This is a genomic window from Marinobacter nauticus ATCC 49840, from assembly GCF_000284615.1.
Lineage (GTDB): Bacteria > Pseudomonadota > Gammaproteobacteria > Pseudomonadales > Oleiphilaceae > Marinobacter > Marinobacter nauticus.
In genome coordinates, this window is sequence record NC_017067.1 from 840,061 (window position 1) to 856,112 (window position 16,052).

The window sequence follows — 16,052 nt, forward strand, 5'->3', positions numbered from 1 at the left end:
GCCGGCTTCCTCCGTTTAACTGAAGAAGCAGTGGTCTATGTTCACAAAGCTTGCAACCAAGATGTTCGGCAGTAAGAACGCCAGAGAAATCAAGAGGATGCGCAAAGTAGTCGCGCGTATCAATGAACTTGAGGAACAGTTTGGCGCATTGTCTGACACCGAGTTGCAAGGCAAGACTGCTGAGTTCCGGCGCAGACTTGATGAAGGTGAAGCGCTGGACAGCCTGCTGCCTGAAGTGTTTGCCACAGTGCGGGAGGCCAGCCGCCGGGTGATGGGCATGCGCCACTACGATGTCCAGCTCATCGGGGGCATGACCCTGCATGAAGGTCGAATAGCCGAAATGAAGACCGGTGAAGGGAAAACTCTGGTGGCTACCGCCGCGGTCTACCTGAATGCGCTTCCCGGTAAAGGCGTGCACGTGGTAACCGTGAACGATTACCTGGCTCGCCGTGACGCCGAGTGGATGGGCAAACTTTACCGTTTCCTCGGCATGCAGGTGGGAGTGGTGGCGTCGGGCCAGCCGCCGGAAGAAAAGCGTGCCGCCTATCAGGCCGATATCACCTATGGCACCAATAACGAGTTCGGTTTCGACTATCTGCGCGACAACATGGCCTTCAGCATTGAGGACAAGGTTCAGCGCGGTCTTAACTTTGCCATTGTCGATGAAGTCGATTCCATCCTGATCGACGAGGCCCGTACCCCGCTCATTATTTCCGGTGCCGCTGAGGATTCTTCCAAACTGTATCAGGCCGTCAATGCTCTGGTGCCGAGTCTTGAGAAAGGCGAGGTGAGCGAGGAAGGTGAATCCTCCGGTGACTTCACCATTGATGAGAAATCCCGTCAGGTTGAACTGACTGAATCCGGTCATGAGAAGGTTGAAGATCTGCTGCTTGGTCAGGGCCTGCTGAAGGAGGGCGAAAGCCTGTATTCGGCTGCCAACCTGAGCCTGCTGCACCATGTGCACTCGGCGCTTCGCGCCCATCACCTGTTCCAGAAAGACGTGGATTACATTGTCCAGGGCGGTCAGGTGGTGATCGTAGATGAACACACTGGCCGGACCATGCCTGGTCGCCGGTGGAGCGAAGGTCTGCATCAGGCTATTGAAGCAAAAGAAGGGCTCAAGATTCAGGCCGAAAGTCAGACGCTGGCGTCGACTACCTTCCAGAACTATTTCCGTCTCTATGACAAGCTGGCCGGTATGACCGGTACGGCGGATACCGAGGCCTTCGAATTCCGCCAGATCTACGGCCTGGACGTGGTGGTGATTCCGCCGAACAAACCGATCCAGCGGATTGATTACAACGACCTGGTGTACCTGACCCAGGAAGAGAAATTCCACGCCATTATCGATGAAATCAAGGATGTGACCGCAGAAGGGCGGCCTATTCTGGTGGGTACGGCGTCCATCGAGGCCTCCGAGCTTCTGTCCATGCTGCTGAAGAAGGCGCGGATTGACCACAAGATCCTGAACGCCAAACAGCACGAATCCGAAGCCCTGATTATTGCCCAGGCCGGGCGGCCGGGCGCGGTTACCATTGCCACCAATATGGCGGGTCGGGGTACCGATATTGTCCTCGGTGGCAACTGGGAGTACGAAGTTGCGGCCCTGGATAATCCCTCGGAAGAGGAAGTGGCTCGCATGAAGGCGGAGTGGACTGAGCGCCACAACCAGGTACTGGACGCCGGTGGCCTGCACATCATCGGTACCGAGCGCCACGAGTCCCGCCGGATTGATAACCAGCTCCGGGGGCGTGCCGGTCGTCAAGGGGATCCGGGCTCTTCCCGATTCTTCCTCTCGCTGGAGGACAACCTGATGCGGATCTTTGCGCCGGAGCGCGTGAAGAATCTGATGCAGGCCATGGGCATGAAGAAAGGTGAAGCCATCGAGCACCGGATGGTCACCAATGCCATTGAAAAGTCGCAGCGCAAGGTCGAAGGCCGCAACTTCGATATGCGTAAAACGCTGCTTGAATACGACGATGTGGCCAACGATCAGCGTACGGTCATTTACGAGCAGCGCAACGAGGTGATGGCGTCCAACGACGTTTCCGAGATGATCGATACCATCCGCGAAGACGTGGTGGATTCGGTGGTCAGTGAGTTTATTCCGCCGCAAAGCATGCCCGAACAGTGGGATGTGCAGGGGCTGGAGGCTCAGTTGCAGTCCGAGATGGCGATTGAACTGCCCATCCAGCAGTGGCTGAAGGACGACAATAAACTGTATGAAGACAATCTTCGCCAGAAGATTCTCGACGCCATTGTGGCTGAGTACAAGGCCAAGGAAGAAGTGGCCGGTTCCGAGGCCCTGCGCAAGTTTGAGAAGCAGGTTTTCCTGCAGGTGCTGGATACCCTGTGGAAGGAGCATTTGTCCAACATGGATCACCTGCGCCGGGGTATCCATCTGCGTGGCTACGCTCAGAAGAACCCGAAGCAGGAATACAAGCGCGAGGCGTTTAACCTGTTCGAAACCATGCTCGATACCATGAAGCGTGACGTTACCCGGGTTTTGTGCCATGTGCGGGTTCAGAGCCAGGAGGAAATGGCGGAAATCGAACGTCGACGCAAGGAAGAGCTGGAGCGGGAAATGGCGCGCGCCAAACTCCGCCACGAGCAGGCCAGTGCCGCCCAGGCAGAAGGTGAGGGTGACGATGGCCAGCAGGCCCAGCAGGCAACCCCGGAGACCTTTGTCCGCCAGGAGCGCAAGGTCGGTCGTAACGAGCCGTGCCCCTGCGGGTCTGGCAAAAAGTACAAGCAATGCTGCGGAAAGGTGAGCTGATCAGCCACTGAGTAGCCGGAAACCAGAACCCGCAATTCGCCAGTGCGCTGGCGCTTGCGGGTTCTGTCGTTTGAAGATCAGGAAAATTCAAGGAGACAGGCATGGCGGTAGGTCCAGGAACCTTACCCGATTTCTTCCCGGTGGCGGGAATCAAGCTGGGCATAGCCAGTGCGGGGATCAAAAAGCCCGGCAGAAAAGACATCGTGGTGTTTGAGCTGGCGCCGGAAACCCGGGTAGCGGGTATTTTTACCCGCAACCAGTTCTGTGCGGCCCCAGTGGTCCTTAGTCGCCGCCACCTGTCCCAGGATGCTCCTCGATATCTGTTGATCAATACCGGCAATGCCAACGCCGGTACCGGCGAACGGGGCCTGACGGACGCCGCGGCCTGCTGCGAGGCGCTGGCGAAAGAAGCGGGCATTTCTGCCAGCCAGGTATTGCCGTTCTCTACCGGGGTGATTGGAGAGCCATTGCCGGTCGCCAAGATCGTCAGTGCACTGCCAGAGGCTTTGGCCGACACCCGGGAAGACCGCTGGGCAGAGGCGGCATCCGGCATCATGACCACCGATACCCGCCCTAAAGGCGCGTCGCGGCAGCTGGATCTGGATGGCCATCGGGTGACCATTTCCGGAATCAGCAAGGGCGCGGGCATGATTCGCCCCAACATGGCCACCATGCTCGGCTTCATCGCTACCGATGCCCGTCTTGCGCCGGAGGTACTGCAAACGCTGGCTTCTGAGCTCGGCGAGAAGTCGTTCAACCGCATTACCATTGACGGCGACACCTCCACCAACGATGCCTGCATGCTGATGGCCAGTGGCCAGTATGGCGGGCCTGAGATTACCGCCGACAGCCCGCTGCTGCCGGAACTGCGGGCGGCCTTGCAGGACGTATACCTGGAACTGGCCCACGCCATTGTCCGGGATGGCGAGGGGGCTACCAAATTCGTCACCATTGATGTCAGCGGCGCAGCCAGCCAGCAAGAAGCGCTTGATGTAGCCTATACCGTGGCGCACTCCCCGCTGGTGAAAACCGCCCTGTTCGCGTCAGACCCGAACTGGGGGCGTATCCTGGCGGCCGTTGGTCGTGCCGGTGTGGAGAATCTGGACCTCAATGCCCTTGAAATTTACCTGGGCGATGTCTGCCTGGTGCGCAACGGTGGCCGAGCCGACGACTACTCCGAGGCTCGGGGCCAGGCGGTGATGGATCAGGAAGAGATCACCATTGCTATTGACCTGAAGCGGGGCAATGTCCGAGAAACGGTCTGGACCTGTGATTTTTCCCATGATTACGTGACCATCAATGCCGAATACCGTACCTGAGTCTGTCGAGGGTCTTTCGGCTAACCGTAAGACTGTTCATGTAGCGGTGGGCGTGATCGTTCGCGATGGTCGTGTCCTGATTGCAAGGCGCCCGGACAAAGCCCATCAGGGCGGTTTGCTGGAGTTTCCGGGTGGTAAGGTCGAGCCCGGAGAAACCGTCCAGCAGGCACTGTGTCGGGAAATCGCCGAAGAGACCGGGCTGGTTCTGACTGAGGACAGCCTGGAGCCGGTGATTGGCATACGTCACGACTACGGCGACAAGTGTGTGTTTCTTGATGTCTGGTCAAGCCACTCGGCTCAGGGCGAGCCAGAGGGGAAAGAAGGTCAGCCGGTCAGCTGGCTGGCTCCTGAGGCGCTCAAGGACGAAGAGTTTCCTGCCGCTAACCGGCCCATCATCAGGGCGCTGCGATTGCCCCATCGGCTGGCGGTTACCGGAACAATTGAGGATGCGCCGGCAGGCCTGGCCAGACTCGGTGCCGCTCTCGACCGGGGGCAGCCGGATTCACTGGTGGTGCTTCGCGCTCCGACCCTCTCCGGGGCTGCGTACCTTGAGCTGGCCGCAGCGGCTCTGGGCGGGTGCCGGGAAAGGGGCGTCGGGTTGATTCTGCATGGGACGGCAGACCTGTGTCGGGCCGTTCCAGATGTCCAGGGCGTTCACCTGCCTTGGCGCGAGGCGCAGCAGCATTCAGAGCGCCCTGTCAGCGACGATTACTGGTTGGGTGTGTCTTGCCATAGTGCTGAGCAATTGCGCCATGCAGAGCGCCTGGAGGCGGATTACGTGGTCCTGGGTAATGTGCTGGAGACGCCCAGCCATCCGGGGCAGCCCGGAATCGGGTGGGCTGCTTTTCAGGCGTTGGCGGCAACGGCAAATGTGCCGGTTTACGGTATCGGAGGTCTCGGACCTGAGCACCAGTTCCGGGCCCGCGCGCTTGGTGGCCAGGGCGTGGCTGGTATCGGTTTCTGGTGGTAGCCATCTGTGGCCCGGGGCGATTACGGATTCCAACCAGGCCCGGGCCATGCCAAAGTAACCTCTTCAACAGATCAATCGGAGTTTTCTGTGACAAAACTGACCCATCTGGATGACAAGGGTGAAGCCCGAATGGTGGATGTCACCGACAAAGCGGTGACGGAACGCGAGGCCAGCGCCGAGGCCTGTGTCCGGATGGCTCCGGAAACCCTGAGAATGATCCTGGAAGGTGAGCACCCCAAGGGGGATGTGCTGGCGACGGCCAGGATAGCAGGCATCATGGCTGCGAAACGAACCCACGACCTGATTCCCCTGTGCCATGCGCTTAACCTGACCTCCGTGAAAGTCGAACTGAGGGCTGGCGATGATGGCGCCTCCGTGGCGATCGAGACCCGGTGCAAACTGGCCGGTCAGACCGGTGTTGAAATGGAAGCGCTGACGGCCGCGAGTGTGGCCGCCCTGACCATTTACGATATGTGTAAGGCGGTCGACAAAGGTATGGTGATCGATAATCTGCGTCTGCTGGAAAAGAAAGGCGGCCGCTCCGGCCACTGGCAGGCCCGGGAGCAATGATCTGAAGCCTGGCGGCGACCGTAACCTTTCGGGTACTGCATAATCCGGAGGGGAACTGTGTCGACACTACGCCAGGCAAGCAGCCGCATGATAGAATGCCCGCCCAATTTGTCCGAACCACGAGGAAACACAGTGGCTGTTCGTTACATTGAAACCTGCCGTTTGCCCACCCCCTTTGGTGTGTTTGATATGCACGGCTTTGAGGAGCCGGACACCGGGAAGGAGCATGTGGCGCTGACGTTGGGGGACATTGATAGCGCAGAACCACTGCTGGCACGAACCCACTCAGAGTGTCTGACGGGTGATGCCCTGTACAGCATGCGTTGTGACTGTGGTTATCAGCTGGAAGAAGCGTTGCGCAGTATCGCCCGGGAGGGTCGGGGTATTCTGATGTACTTGCGTCAGGAAGGCCGCGGTATCGGATTGCTGAACAAGATCCGGGCCTACCGTCTGCAGGACCAGGGCGCCGACACCGTGGAAGCGAATGAGCGTCTGGGCTTTGGCGCAGATCTCCGGGATTACAGCATGTGCAAGGACATGCTTGAGCACCTGGGCATCAAAAGCCTGCGATTGATGACCAACAATCCGCGCAAGGTGAAGGCGCTGGAATCCTACGGCATCAACATTGCCGAGCGCGTGCCTCTGCATGTGGGCCGCAATCCGCATAACGAGCACTACCTGAATACCAAGCAGAGCAAACTGGGCCATTGGCTGGAAACCCACCAGGATGACGACCCGGTCTGACCGACCTCTGGCGGATCAGTTGTGATCCGCCTTCGTTCCCGAGTTATTTAGCCGCCACCACTGTCGGGTATCCGAGCTGCTCCATTCGCGTGGCAATGCTGCGAAGAATGCCTTCGGTATCCAGCCCACAGTCCCGCAGTAATTCCTTATGCTGACCGTGTTCAACGAACGCGTCCGGCAGTCCCAGTTGTAATACCGGCATGGAAACCTGGCGGGCATTCAGGAATTCCGTCACCGCGCTGCCCGCGCCACCGGCAATAACGTTTTCTTCCAGGGTGACCAGCAGGTCGTGGGTTTCCGCCAGTTCCAGTACCAGGGCCTCATCCAGAGGCTTGACGAAGCGCATGTCGGCGACCGTGGCGCCCAAGGCTTCTGCTGCCTCCAGTCCCGGCGCCAACAGAGTGCCGAAATTAAGGATGGCAATACCGCTACCGTCGCGTACGCGCCGGCCCTTGCCGATGGGCAGTGGGGTGAGTTGCTGCTGGATTTCGGCCCCAGGTCCGGTACCCCGGGGGTAGCGAACGGCAGCCGGGCCGCTGTATTCAAGGCCGGTGTGCAGTAGCTGCCGGGTTTCGTTTTCGTCCGACGGCGTCATCACCAGCATGTTGGGAATGCAGCGTAGATAGCTGATGTCGAAGGCGCCAGCGTGGGTGGGGCCGTCCTCGCCGACCAGGCCCGCACGATCAATGGCAAACAGGACATCCAGGTTCTGGATGGCGACATCGTGTACCAACTGGTCATAGGCTCGCTGCAGGAATGTTGAGTAAATGGCCACGACCGGCTTGGCTCCATCGCAAGCCAGACCTGCCGCCAGGGTGACGGCATGCTGCTCGGCAATGGCGACATCAAAATAGCGATCCGGGAAACGCTCTGAAAAGGCCAGCAGGTCTGAACCCTCGCACATGGCGGGGGTAATTCCGGCTACCCGGCTGTCCTGTTCGGCGGCATCGCATAGCCACTGCCCGAAGACGTTGGCGTATTTCGGGCTGGCCGGTTTCGGCTTCACCGGTTCCGGCTTGCTGGCGGGCACCGGTTCAATCTTGTTGATGGCATGGTAGCCAATCGGGTCCGCTTCGGCAGGGGCAAAACCTTTGCCTTTGGTTGTGACCACGTGCAGGAACTGCGGGCCTTCCAGCTCACGGATGTTCTCCAGGGTTTCCACCAGCAAGGGCAGGTCGTGGCCGTCGATGGGGCCAATATAGTTGAACCCCAGCTCCTCAAACAGCGTGCCGGGCGCAATCATACCCTTGAAATGTTCTTCGGTTTTCTTTGCCAGGGCCATCAGGTGAGGAGTGCCTTTGAGCACCTTCTTGCTGCTGTCGCGCACCTGATTGTAGGTACGGCTGGAGAGCAGCTTGGCGAAATAGTTGGAAAGCCCGCCGACGTTGCGTGAAATCGACATGTCGTTGTCGTTCAGCACCACCAGCATGTCGGCATGAAGGTGTCCGGCATGATTCAGGGCTTCAAAGGCCATACCCGCGGTCATGGCACCATCCCCGATAACGGCAATGCTCTTGCGGCCGGTGTTCTGCATCCGGGCGGCGATTGCCATGCCCAGTGCCGCGCTGATGGATGTGCTCGAATGACCTACGCCGAAGGTGTCGTACTCGCTCTCTGCCCGTTTCGGGAAGCCGGCCAGGCCTCCTTTACGGCGAATGCTGCCCATTTGTTCCTTGCGACCGGTCAGAATCTTGTGGGGATAGGCCTGGTGGCCGACGTCCCATACCAGCCGGTCTTCGGGGGTATTGAAAACGTAGTGCAGGGCCACCGTCAGTTCGAGCACGCCAAGGCCAGCGCCGAAATGACCACCGGTCTGGCCCACTGACCACAGCAAGAACGCTCGCAATTCCCTGGCCAGCCGGGGCAAGTCCTCCGCTGGCAGTTCACGCAGCTGGGATGGCACGTCTATCCGGTCGAGCAACGGCGTATTGGGTCGCTGCGACGGGATTTCCCTGAAAATGTATGTGTCCTGCATCAGCTCGGGTCTTTATCGGAATGTGGGTTCTATGGCTGGCATTATAAGGGAACAGGCGGCCCGGTTTCATACATCCCGGGCCAGTTGTTACAAAATGGTGATGCTTGGCCTTGAAATGGTTCAGTGGCTGCGTGCCACCACGTAGTCAGCCATGGCCCTCAGGGTGTCGGCTTCCGAGTCGAAGCTCTCCAGTGCGCTCAGAGCTTCATCAAGCAGTCTGGCCAGGTGCTGGCGAGCTCCCTCGATACCCAGTAATGCCGGATACGTGGGTTTTGCCCTGGCGGCATCAGAGCCCTGGCGTTTTCCGATGACCTCGGTGTCGCCCTCAATATCCAGAAGATCGTCCTGCACCTGAAACGCGAGCCCCAGTGCGCTGGCGTAATCCGTCAGGTTGCTCAACTGGCACTCGGTCACGGTTTCAGAGGTTAGTGCGCCCAGGCGAACACTGGCTTCGATCAGGGCGCCAGTTTTGTGCCGGTGCATGGCTTCCAGTTGCGCCACGCTCAGCTGTCGCCCCACGGATTCCAGATCAATGGCCTGACCGCCAACCATGCCTTGATGACCGCTGGCCCGGGCCAGCTCCGAGATCATGGTCACGCGTTGTCGATCTGACAACGCCGGCGCATCGGACAGCAACGCAAATGCCAGTGTTTGCAACGCGTCCCCGGCCAGAATGGCCGAAGCTTCGTCAAAGGCAATGTGAGCGGTCGGTCGGCCCCTGCGGAGATCGTCATCGTCCATGGCCGGCAAGTCATCGTGGACCAGGGAATAGGCGTGAATCAGTTCCAGAGCGCAGGCTGGCGCCAGGGCCGTGCTTTCGTCGCTGCCCATGGCTCGGGCGGCAGCCATGCACAGGGCCGGACGCACTCGTTTGCCGCCGCCCAGAACGCTGTAACGCATGGTTTCCTGGAGCCGTTCTGAGGTGGCGTGGCGGGCAAGGCAGCGGTCCAGCTCCCGATCAACCTGTTGGCGGCACTGGTCCAGATAGGCCTCCGCCTGGCGGATGCGATGGTCCATCACTGCTCGTCGTCTGCTGAGAAAGGCCGGGTTTCCAGTGTGCCGTCACTGTTCTGCACCAGCTGCTCGACCCGCTGTTCGGCGGATTTCAGGGCACTCTGGCACTCCCGTGTCAGCTTGACGCCGCGCTCGAAAGCCGCCAGTGATTGTTCCAGGGACAGTTCGCCCTGTTCCAGGTCACGAACCAGTTGTTCCAGTTCGTTCAGGGATTTCTCAAAGTCGGCTATGGAAGCGCTGCTGGTGTTCTCGCCGGCCATGGGGCGACCTCCGGTCGGGTGTTTCGGAAATTGCGCGGATTATAACAGAGTCGGTTTGCTATCGCTGCCAGCTGAATTGCCGTTTTTCCAGGGCCTGGGCATTGGGTCCCCAGGATTGTTCTGTCACCCTGACTTCGCCCTGTGCGTCCAGTGTGACGATGGTAGTGGCCCGTGTGCCGTAGTCACTGCCGACAATGAACGGTGACGATAGAAATCGTTCGGTCTCAATGCCTACGCCAGTATCGGGAAGCATGGCGTCGGGCGCCGGGCTGGTGTCCTGAAGCAAAGGCAGGAGTTGGTTGTGCAAGTCCTCGGTACGGTGGCTCGCAGCTTCAACCACGGTGGCAAAGGCCTTTCTCAGGCGCAGCAGTTTCGGCCAGGGTGTCTGTAAAAGATGATTGCTAAGACCAAAGCTGCCTCGGAAGAGTTGGCGCCCGGGGTGCGCGTCGCGGTTGCTGTAATACCAGCCGCCGCGTTCTGTCAGAGACACCAGGTTAAATCCGGCGTACCGATCGGGTTCGCTGTTCAGAGCAGCGCCCAATACGCTGGCGGGTTCAGCCAGGGCACGAACGGGCAGCTCGCCGCGGCTGGAGCGACCGGTTTCCGGGCTACCCTCCCGCACATTGGTGACAGCGGCAACCTGACCGTTCGCGCTGATGGCCAGCCAGGTGCCGCCAGAAGCCAGGTCTCTCCCGGCCAGCAGATGCTGACCGCTGTCGGCCTGCCACCAGTCCATGGCGGCCGTGGGACGGCGGAAGAATTCATCCCGGTTGGCAGCAACCACCAGGGGAAAGCGGGGGTTCTGGCCGATGGCAAAAGCAATTAGGCACATGGGTGAACGGAATTCCTTGGATGCGTGGGCTGAAGTTGCTGGCATTCCTGCGTATCATACCAGCCTGATCTGAGCCGGGGTGGTCTGTAACCATGAGCATGATAGGCATCATCGTACTGTATCTTTTATTGGGCGCATTGGCAGGCACCATGGCCGGTCTGTTTGGCATTGGTGGCGGTCTGGTGATTGTGCCGGTACTGATCTTCAGTTTCGGGCTGCAGGGGATCAGCCCGGAGATTGCAGCCCATCTTGCTGTGGGGACGTCTCTGGCCACCATTGTCTTTACCTCCATCAGTTCCATACGTACCCACCACCAGCATGGCGCAGTACGCTGGGATCTGTTTCGCCCCATGACTTTTGGTATTGTGGTTGGCGCTGTGCTTGGTGCCTGGACAGCTGCGATGCTGAGTGGCCCGGTGCTGGAAACCATTATCGGGGTGTTCGTCATTCTGGTGGCACTGAAGATGATTCTTGAGGTCAATCCGAAGCCGGGGCGGGATGTTCCAGGCACCACGGGGCTCGGGGCAGCCGGCGGTATCATTGGCTGGGCATCGGCCATCTTCGGTATTGGTGGTGGCACTCTGACCGTACCCTATTTGAGCTGGTGCAACGTCAAAATGCAGCAGGCGGTGGCGACTTCGGCTGCTTGCGGCTTCCCGATTGCAATTGCGGGCGCCCTGGCCAATGTCTGGACCGGCTGGCAGGATCCCGATCTGCCCGAGCTGAGTCTTGGTTTTATCTACCTGCCGGCGTTGGTGGGTGTGGTTGCCACCAGTGTGTTCTTTGCACGAATCGGCGCCGGGCTGGCCCATCGTCTGGATGGGCGTCTGCTCAAGCGCATCTTTGCCATTATGCTGGTTCTGGTTGGTTTACGGTTTCTTCTGAGCTGAGAGAGCATTCATGCTGCAACATCCACAGTTTGACCCGGTGGCGATCGCCCTTGGGCCGTTGAAAATTCACTGGTATGGCCTGACCTATCTGGTCGGGTTTGCCGCCGGCTGGTGGCTGGGCCGTCTTCGGTCCCGCAAGCCCTGGTCGCCACTGCAGGAAGAGCAGGTGGGTGATCTGCTGTTCTATATGGCCCTGGGTGTGATCCTCGGTGGCCGCTTTGGCTATGTAGTGTTTTACAACTTCGATGCCTTTATAGCGGACCCGCTCTGGTTGCTCCGGGTCTGGGAAGGCGGTATGTCTTTCCATGGCGGGTTGCTGGGGGTAATGCTGGCCATGTGGTGGTATGGCCGAAAAACCGGAGCCGGGTTCTGGAAAATCGCCGATTTTGTCGCGCCCTTGGTCCCGGTCGGGCTGGGTGCCGGGCGAATCGGAAATTTCATAAACGGCGAACTCTGGGGCAAACCGACAGACGTAGCCTGGGGCATGGTCTTTCCGCAGGCGCCAGACACCCTTGCCAGGCACCCGTCGCAGTTATATCAGTTCGCGCTGGAAGGCGTACTCCTGTTCGTGATTCTCTGGTGGTTCTCCTCAAGGCCCCGCCCGAAAATGGCAGTGTCCGGCCTGTTTCTGGTGTGCTATGGCATCTTCCGTTTCCTGGTGGAGTTCGTTCGCCAGCCAGATCCACAGTTGGGTTACCTGGCCTTTGACTGGCTGACGATGGGGCAGGTGCTCTCTGCACCGATGATTGCCGCCGGCGCCGCCCTGATGTTCCTTGCTTATCGGAGAAACGTCCAATGAAAGCCTATCTCGATCTGATGCAGGATGTTGTCGATAACGGATTCGACAAAGGTGATCGCACCGGCGTGGGCACCCGCTCGGTGTTCGGCCGCCAGATGCGTTTCAATCTGCAGGACGGTTTCCCGCTGGTGACGACCAAGAAGGTCCACCTGCGCAGCATCATTTATGAACTCTTGTGGTTCCTCAAGGGTTCCACCGACAACACCTGGCTGACAGAACGCAAAGTCAGCATCTGGAATGAGTGGGCACTGGAAAACGGCGATCTCGGTCCGATCTACGGCAAGCAGTGGCGCAGCTGGCAATGCCACGACGGCCGCGTGATTGACCAGATCAGCGAGGTGATCGAGCAGATTCGCACCAAGCCCAACTCCCGGCGCCTGATCGTCTCCGCCTGGAATCCGGCCGAGCTGCCGGATGAGTCCATCAGTCCGCAGGATAACGTGCGGGAGGGGCGCATGGCCCTGGCGCCTTGCCACTGTCTGTTTCAGTTCTATGTCGCCGACGGCAAGTTGTCTTGCCAGCTCTATCAGCGCAGCGCCGACCTGTTCCTGGGCGTGCCCTTCAATATTGCGTCCTATGCCTTGCTGACCCATATGATTGCGCAGCAGTGTGATCTGGATGTGGGGGAGTTTGTGCACACATTTGGTGATTGTCATCTTTACCGGAATCACCTGACGGACGATATCGTATTCGAACAGCTCAGGCGTGAGCCCCGTGCGTTGCCGAAGCTGGTCATCAAACGTAAACCGGAATCCATCTTTGACTACGAGCTGGAAGATTTCGAGTTCGAAGGTTACGACCCGTACCCCGTGATCAAAGCCCCTATAGCGATTTGAGCAAGGAACCCGTTATGCGCAAGGCCCTTATCGTAGCTATGGCCCGAAACCGGGTGATCGGCCGGAATAACAAGCTGCCCTGGTATCTGCCAGGTGATCTGCGCTACTTCAAGCAGGCCACCATGGGCAAGCCCATTATCATGGGTAGAAAGACCTGGGACTCCATCGGCCGGCCTTTGCCCGGGCGGATGAACGTGGTGATTTCCAGAAATCCGGAATGGCAGGCGCCAGCCGGAACCGTTGCCGCAGCGTCGCTGAACGAAGCGTTGGTGAAAGCCGAAGCCCAGGCGGAGTTGGAAGGTGGTGATGAAGTGATGATTATTGGCGGAGGCCAGATCTATGCCGAAGCGCTGCCAATGGTTGACCGGATATACATCACCCAGGTGCACGCAGAGGTGGACGGAGATGCCTTCTTTCCGGAAGTGAACTGGGACGAGTGGGAAGAGATCGGGCGCGAAGATTTTTCTGCGTCTGACAACAATCCTTACGACTACAGCTTTGTCGTATACCAGCGTAGCCGGTCAGAATGACCGGCTAGCCAATCAGGCCTCAGCGCGGCGCGCGCTTGGGGCCTTTTCCTGCAGGCTTGCCGCCCTTGCCGGCGGGCTTGCCACCTTTCGGCCCGCTCTTGCGGAAGCCGGGTTTGCCATCCTTGCTGAACTTCTTGCCAGGGCCGCCTTTGCGGAAGCCGCCTTTGCCCGGAGGCGGGCCTTTGCGATCCCGGCGAGGCGCGGCGGAAATCTCGGGCAGTGCTTCCGGTTGTTCCAGTGGCAGAGAATCCGGCTGGGAGGCTTCCAGCAAGCAGGCCATGGCGCCAGCGATGGCGGCCATGTCCATGTCGTTACGTTCGGCGATCTCATCCAGCAGGGCGATGGCCTTGGCGGCGCGAGGATCGTCGGTGAAGCCCAGCAGCTGCGCCTCAAACTGTTCTACCCGCATTTTCTGCAGGGCGGCAGGTGACGGCAGCTGGTACGGTTCCATCGGGGAGTTGGTGGCCCGCTCCAGAGTGCGCAGCCAGCTGCGCTCACGCGGAGTCACCAGCAGGATAGCCTTGCCGGTGCGACCGGCACGGCCGGTACGGCCAACCCGGTGGATGTAGGCCTCGGTGTCGTAGGGCACATCGTAGTTGATAACGTGGGTAATCCGGGGTACGTCCAGACCACGGGCGGCGACATCGGTGGCAATGATGATATCTTTTTTGCCACGCTTGAGATCTTCAACGGTCTGTTCGCGCTGACGCTGGTTCAGGTCGCCGCTCAGGGGCGCCACAGCGTGGCCGCGTGCGGACAGCTTCTCTGCCAGCATGGTAGTTTCGGCCTTGGTGCGCACGAAAATGATCGAGGCGTCAAATGGCTCAACTTCCAGAATGCGGGTCAGCGCATCCAGCTTGCGCTCGGCGTAGACCGGCAGCACGAACTGAGCGATGCGTTCAACCGTGCGGGTTTCGCTCTCGATTCTTACTTCGGTAGCGTTTTTCAGGTAAGTCTGCGCAACCTTCTTGATCTGTGGCGGCATGGTGGCCGAGAAGAGCGCGCGCTGGCAGGTGTCCGGCGTCTTCGCCAGGATGGCTTCCACGTCATCAATGAAGCCCATGCGCAGCATTTCGTCGGCTTCGTCCAGCACCAGTGCCTTCAGGCCGTCGAGCTTCAGGGTGCCCTTGCGCAGATGGTCGAGCATGCGGCCAGGTGTGCCCACAATAACCTGGGCGCCACGCTTGAGGCCGCGAATCTGTGGTGAGAAATCCTGGCCACCGTAAATTGGCAGAACATGAAAATTGCGGAACTTGCTGGCGTAGGTGGTGAACGCTTCCGCGACCTGAATCGCCAGCTCCCGGGTAGGGGCCAGCACCAGAATCTGTGGCTCGGCCACGTTAGCATCAATCCGGCTCAGCAATGGCAGGGCGAAGGCTGCGGTCTTGCCGGTGCCTGTCTGGGCGACGCCCAACAGGTGGTTGCCGGCCAGCAGAGCAGGGATGGATTGCGCCTGGATGGGCGACGGGGTTTCATAGCCAACGGCGGAGACGGCTTCCAGTACTGCTGGATCCAGCCCCAGTTCGGCAAAAGACAATTCTGACATGAATGTACTCGGTATTCGGAGGGTATCGCACTGCAAAGGCAATGCATGATTTTGGCGCATTATAGTCTGTTTGGGGTGGTTTTTATACGACTATTGCCAGGCAATCGATAGGTAGTTGCCGGGGCCGGCCTATTGTCAGGCTTCGACAAGTGGTGCAGTCTTACCGGTTTGCAGGCTAATGAACAGGATCTAAAACAAATGACGTTCGATGACCTTCTCGGTGATGTCCGGAATAACTGCGAAGTGGTGATACCGTCAGACTGGGGCCAGGGACGTGCCACGTTCGGCGGCCTGGTCGCGGCCCTGGTGTTTGAGGTGATGGCATCAAAAGTGGCGGATGATCGCGCCATGCGGGCTCTTCAGGTGTCTTTTGTCGGCCCCGTAGAGCCGGATGTGCCGGCCCGTGTTGAGGCCGAAGTCCTGCGTGAAGGCAAGGCAGTATCCCAGGTCCAGGGACGGATCCTTCAGAATGGCGAGCCCCGCCTTGTCTGTCTGGCCAGTTTCGGGGGAGACCGTGAGTCTGCTGTCCGAGTGGCGCCGACATCGGCGCCGGAAGCGGTGCCGGTAGAGCAATGTCAGTCACTTCCGTATATCCCGAAAGTGACGCCGGAGTTTACCCGTCATATCGAAATGCGCTGGGCGTTTGGCCATATGCCATTCTCCGGTAAGGGCGGGCGCGAAATGGGGGGCTGGATGAAGTTCCGGGAAGCCCCGGAGACTATGACCGACGCCCACATTGTTGCTCTGGTAGATGCCTGGCCACCGGCGCTGTTGCCGCATCTCAAGGGGCCGGCGCCAGCCAGTTCCCTGAGCTGGGCGCTGGAGATTGTCCATCCCCGGCCTGCCATGAAGCCGGATGACTGGCTGCTGTACCGGGCAACCATCGACCAGGCTGGCGCCGGATATGGTCACACTCATGCTGGTATCTGGACTCCGGCCGGTGAACTGGTGGCCCTGAGCCGGCAAACGGTTACAGTCTTCGGCTGAGTGA

Annotated in this window: 15 protein-coding genes; 10 read left to right on the forward strand and 5 right to left on the reverse strand. The window is 59.6% G+C overall.

The window, feature by feature from the left end; translation table 11 throughout:
- The first annotated feature begins 37 nt into the window (after nucleotides 1-37).
- From secA to ribA, 5 genes are all read left to right on the forward strand, one after another.
- Nucleotides 38-2,776, forward strand: coding sequence for a preprotein translocase subunit SecA (gene secA, locus MARHY_RS03845; protein ID WP_014420641.1), 2,739 nt, complete (start codon nucleotides 38-40; stop codon nucleotides 2,774-2,776).
- A 101-nt stretch (nucleotides 2,777-2,877) separates the two neighbouring features.
- A complete protein-coding gene (gene argJ / locus MARHY_RS03850; protein ID WP_011785901.1) occupies nucleotides 2,878-4,095 on the forward strand; it encodes a bifunctional glutamate N-acetyltransferase/amino-acid acetyltransferase ArgJ in 1,218 nt (405 codons plus the stop codon).
- The gene (locus MARHY_RS03855; RefSeq protein WP_014420642.1) at nucleotides 4,076-5,065 is read left to right on the forward strand and encodes a Nudix family hydrolase; all 990 of its coding nucleotides are present in this window, start codon (nucleotides 4,076-4,078) and stop codon (nucleotides 5,063-5,065) included. Before argJ ends, MARHY_RS03855 begins: the two co-directional genes overlap by 20 nt.
- Nucleotides 5,066-5,152: 87 nt before the next feature.
- Nucleotides 5,153-5,635: a cyclic pyranopterin monophosphate synthase MoaC gene (gene moaC, locus MARHY_RS03860; RefSeq protein WP_014420643.1), complete on the forward strand. Its 483-nt coding sequence runs from the start codon at nucleotides 5,153-5,155 to the stop codon at nucleotides 5,633-5,635.
- A 132-nt stretch (nucleotides 5,636-5,767) separates the two neighbouring features.
- On the forward strand, nucleotides 5,768-6,379 hold the full coding sequence (ribA, locus tag MARHY_RS03865; RefSeq protein WP_014420644.1) for a GTP cyclohydrolase II: 612 nt from the start codon (nucleotides 5,768-5,770) through the stop codon (nucleotides 6,377-6,379).
- Nucleotides 6,380-6,422: 43 nt separating this feature from the next.
- Here ribA and dxs read toward each other — a convergent pair whose 3' ends face one another.
- The 4 genes from dxs to MARHY_RS03885 form a co-directional block, all read right to left on the reverse strand.
- Complete coding sequence (gene dxs / locus MARHY_RS03870) at nucleotides 6,423-8,354, reverse strand: 1-deoxy-D-xylulose-5-phosphate synthase (protein ID WP_014420645.1); 1,932 nt, start codon at nucleotides 8,352-8,354, stop codon at nucleotides 6,423-6,425.
- Between the two features lie 120 nt (nucleotides 8,355-8,474).
- Nucleotides 8,475-9,371 (reverse strand): (2E,6E)-farnesyl diphosphate synthase, encoded by an 897-nt coding sequence (ispA, locus tag MARHY_RS03875; protein WP_014420646.1) that lies wholly within the window; start codon nucleotides 9,369-9,371, stop codon nucleotides 8,475-8,477.
- Nucleotides 9,371-9,628: an exodeoxyribonuclease VII small subunit gene (locus MARHY_RS03880; RefSeq protein WP_011785895.1), complete on the reverse strand. Its 258-nt coding sequence runs from the start codon at nucleotides 9,626-9,628 to the stop codon at nucleotides 9,371-9,373. The genes ispA and MARHY_RS03880 overlap by 1 nt, the downstream gene beginning before the upstream one ends.
- A gap of 58 nt (nucleotides 9,629-9,686) precedes the next feature.
- Complete coding sequence (locus MARHY_RS03885; RefSeq protein WP_014420647.1) at nucleotides 9,687-10,460, reverse strand: NRDE family protein; 774 nt, start codon at nucleotides 10,458-10,460, stop codon at nucleotides 9,687-9,689.
- 92 nt (nucleotides 10,461-10,552) lie between these two features.
- On the opposite strand from MARHY_RS03885, the gene MARHY_RS03890 reads away from it, so the two are divergent.
- Genes MARHY_RS03890 through MARHY_RS03905 form a run of 4 tightly spaced genes read left to right on the forward strand, consistent with a single transcriptional unit; the run spans nucleotide 10,553 to nucleotide 13,515 of the window.
- A complete protein-coding gene (locus MARHY_RS03890; protein WP_011785893.1) occupies nucleotides 10,553-11,350 on the forward strand; it encodes a sulfite exporter TauE/SafE family protein in 798 nt (265 codons plus the stop codon).
- 10 nt (nucleotides 11,351-11,360) lie between these two features.
- Nucleotides 11,361-12,149, forward strand: coding sequence for a prolipoprotein diacylglyceryl transferase (lgt, locus tag MARHY_RS03895; RefSeq protein WP_014420648.1), 789 nt, complete (start codon nucleotides 11,361-11,363; stop codon nucleotides 12,147-12,149).
- Nucleotides 12,146-12,985, forward strand: a complete 840-nt coding sequence (locus MARHY_RS03900) for a thymidylate synthase (RefSeq protein WP_014420649.1) — start codon at nucleotides 12,146-12,148, stop codon at nucleotides 12,983-12,985. Before lgt ends, MARHY_RS03900 begins: the two co-directional genes overlap by 4 nt.
- A gap of 14 nt (nucleotides 12,986-12,999) precedes the next feature.
- Complete coding sequence (locus MARHY_RS03905) at nucleotides 13,000-13,515, forward strand: dihydrofolate reductase (RefSeq protein WP_014420650.1); 516 nt, start codon at nucleotides 13,000-13,002, stop codon at nucleotides 13,513-13,515.
- A 19-nt stretch (nucleotides 13,516-13,534) separates the two neighbouring features.
- On the opposite strand, the gene MARHY_RS03910 is transcribed toward MARHY_RS03905, so the two are convergent.
- Complete coding sequence (locus tag MARHY_RS03910; RefSeq protein WP_022991977.1) at nucleotides 13,535-15,061, reverse strand: DEAD/DEAH box helicase; 1,527 nt, start codon at nucleotides 15,059-15,061, stop codon at nucleotides 13,535-13,537.
- A 198-nt stretch (nucleotides 15,062-15,259) separates the two neighbouring features.
- On the opposite strand from MARHY_RS03910, the gene MARHY_RS03915 reads away from it, so the two are divergent.
- Nucleotides 15,260-16,048: an acyl-CoA thioesterase gene (locus MARHY_RS03915; protein ID WP_014420651.1), complete on the forward strand. Its 789-nt coding sequence runs from the start codon at nucleotides 15,260-15,262 to the stop codon at nucleotides 16,046-16,048.
- Nucleotides 16,049-16,052 lie beyond the last annotated feature (4 nt).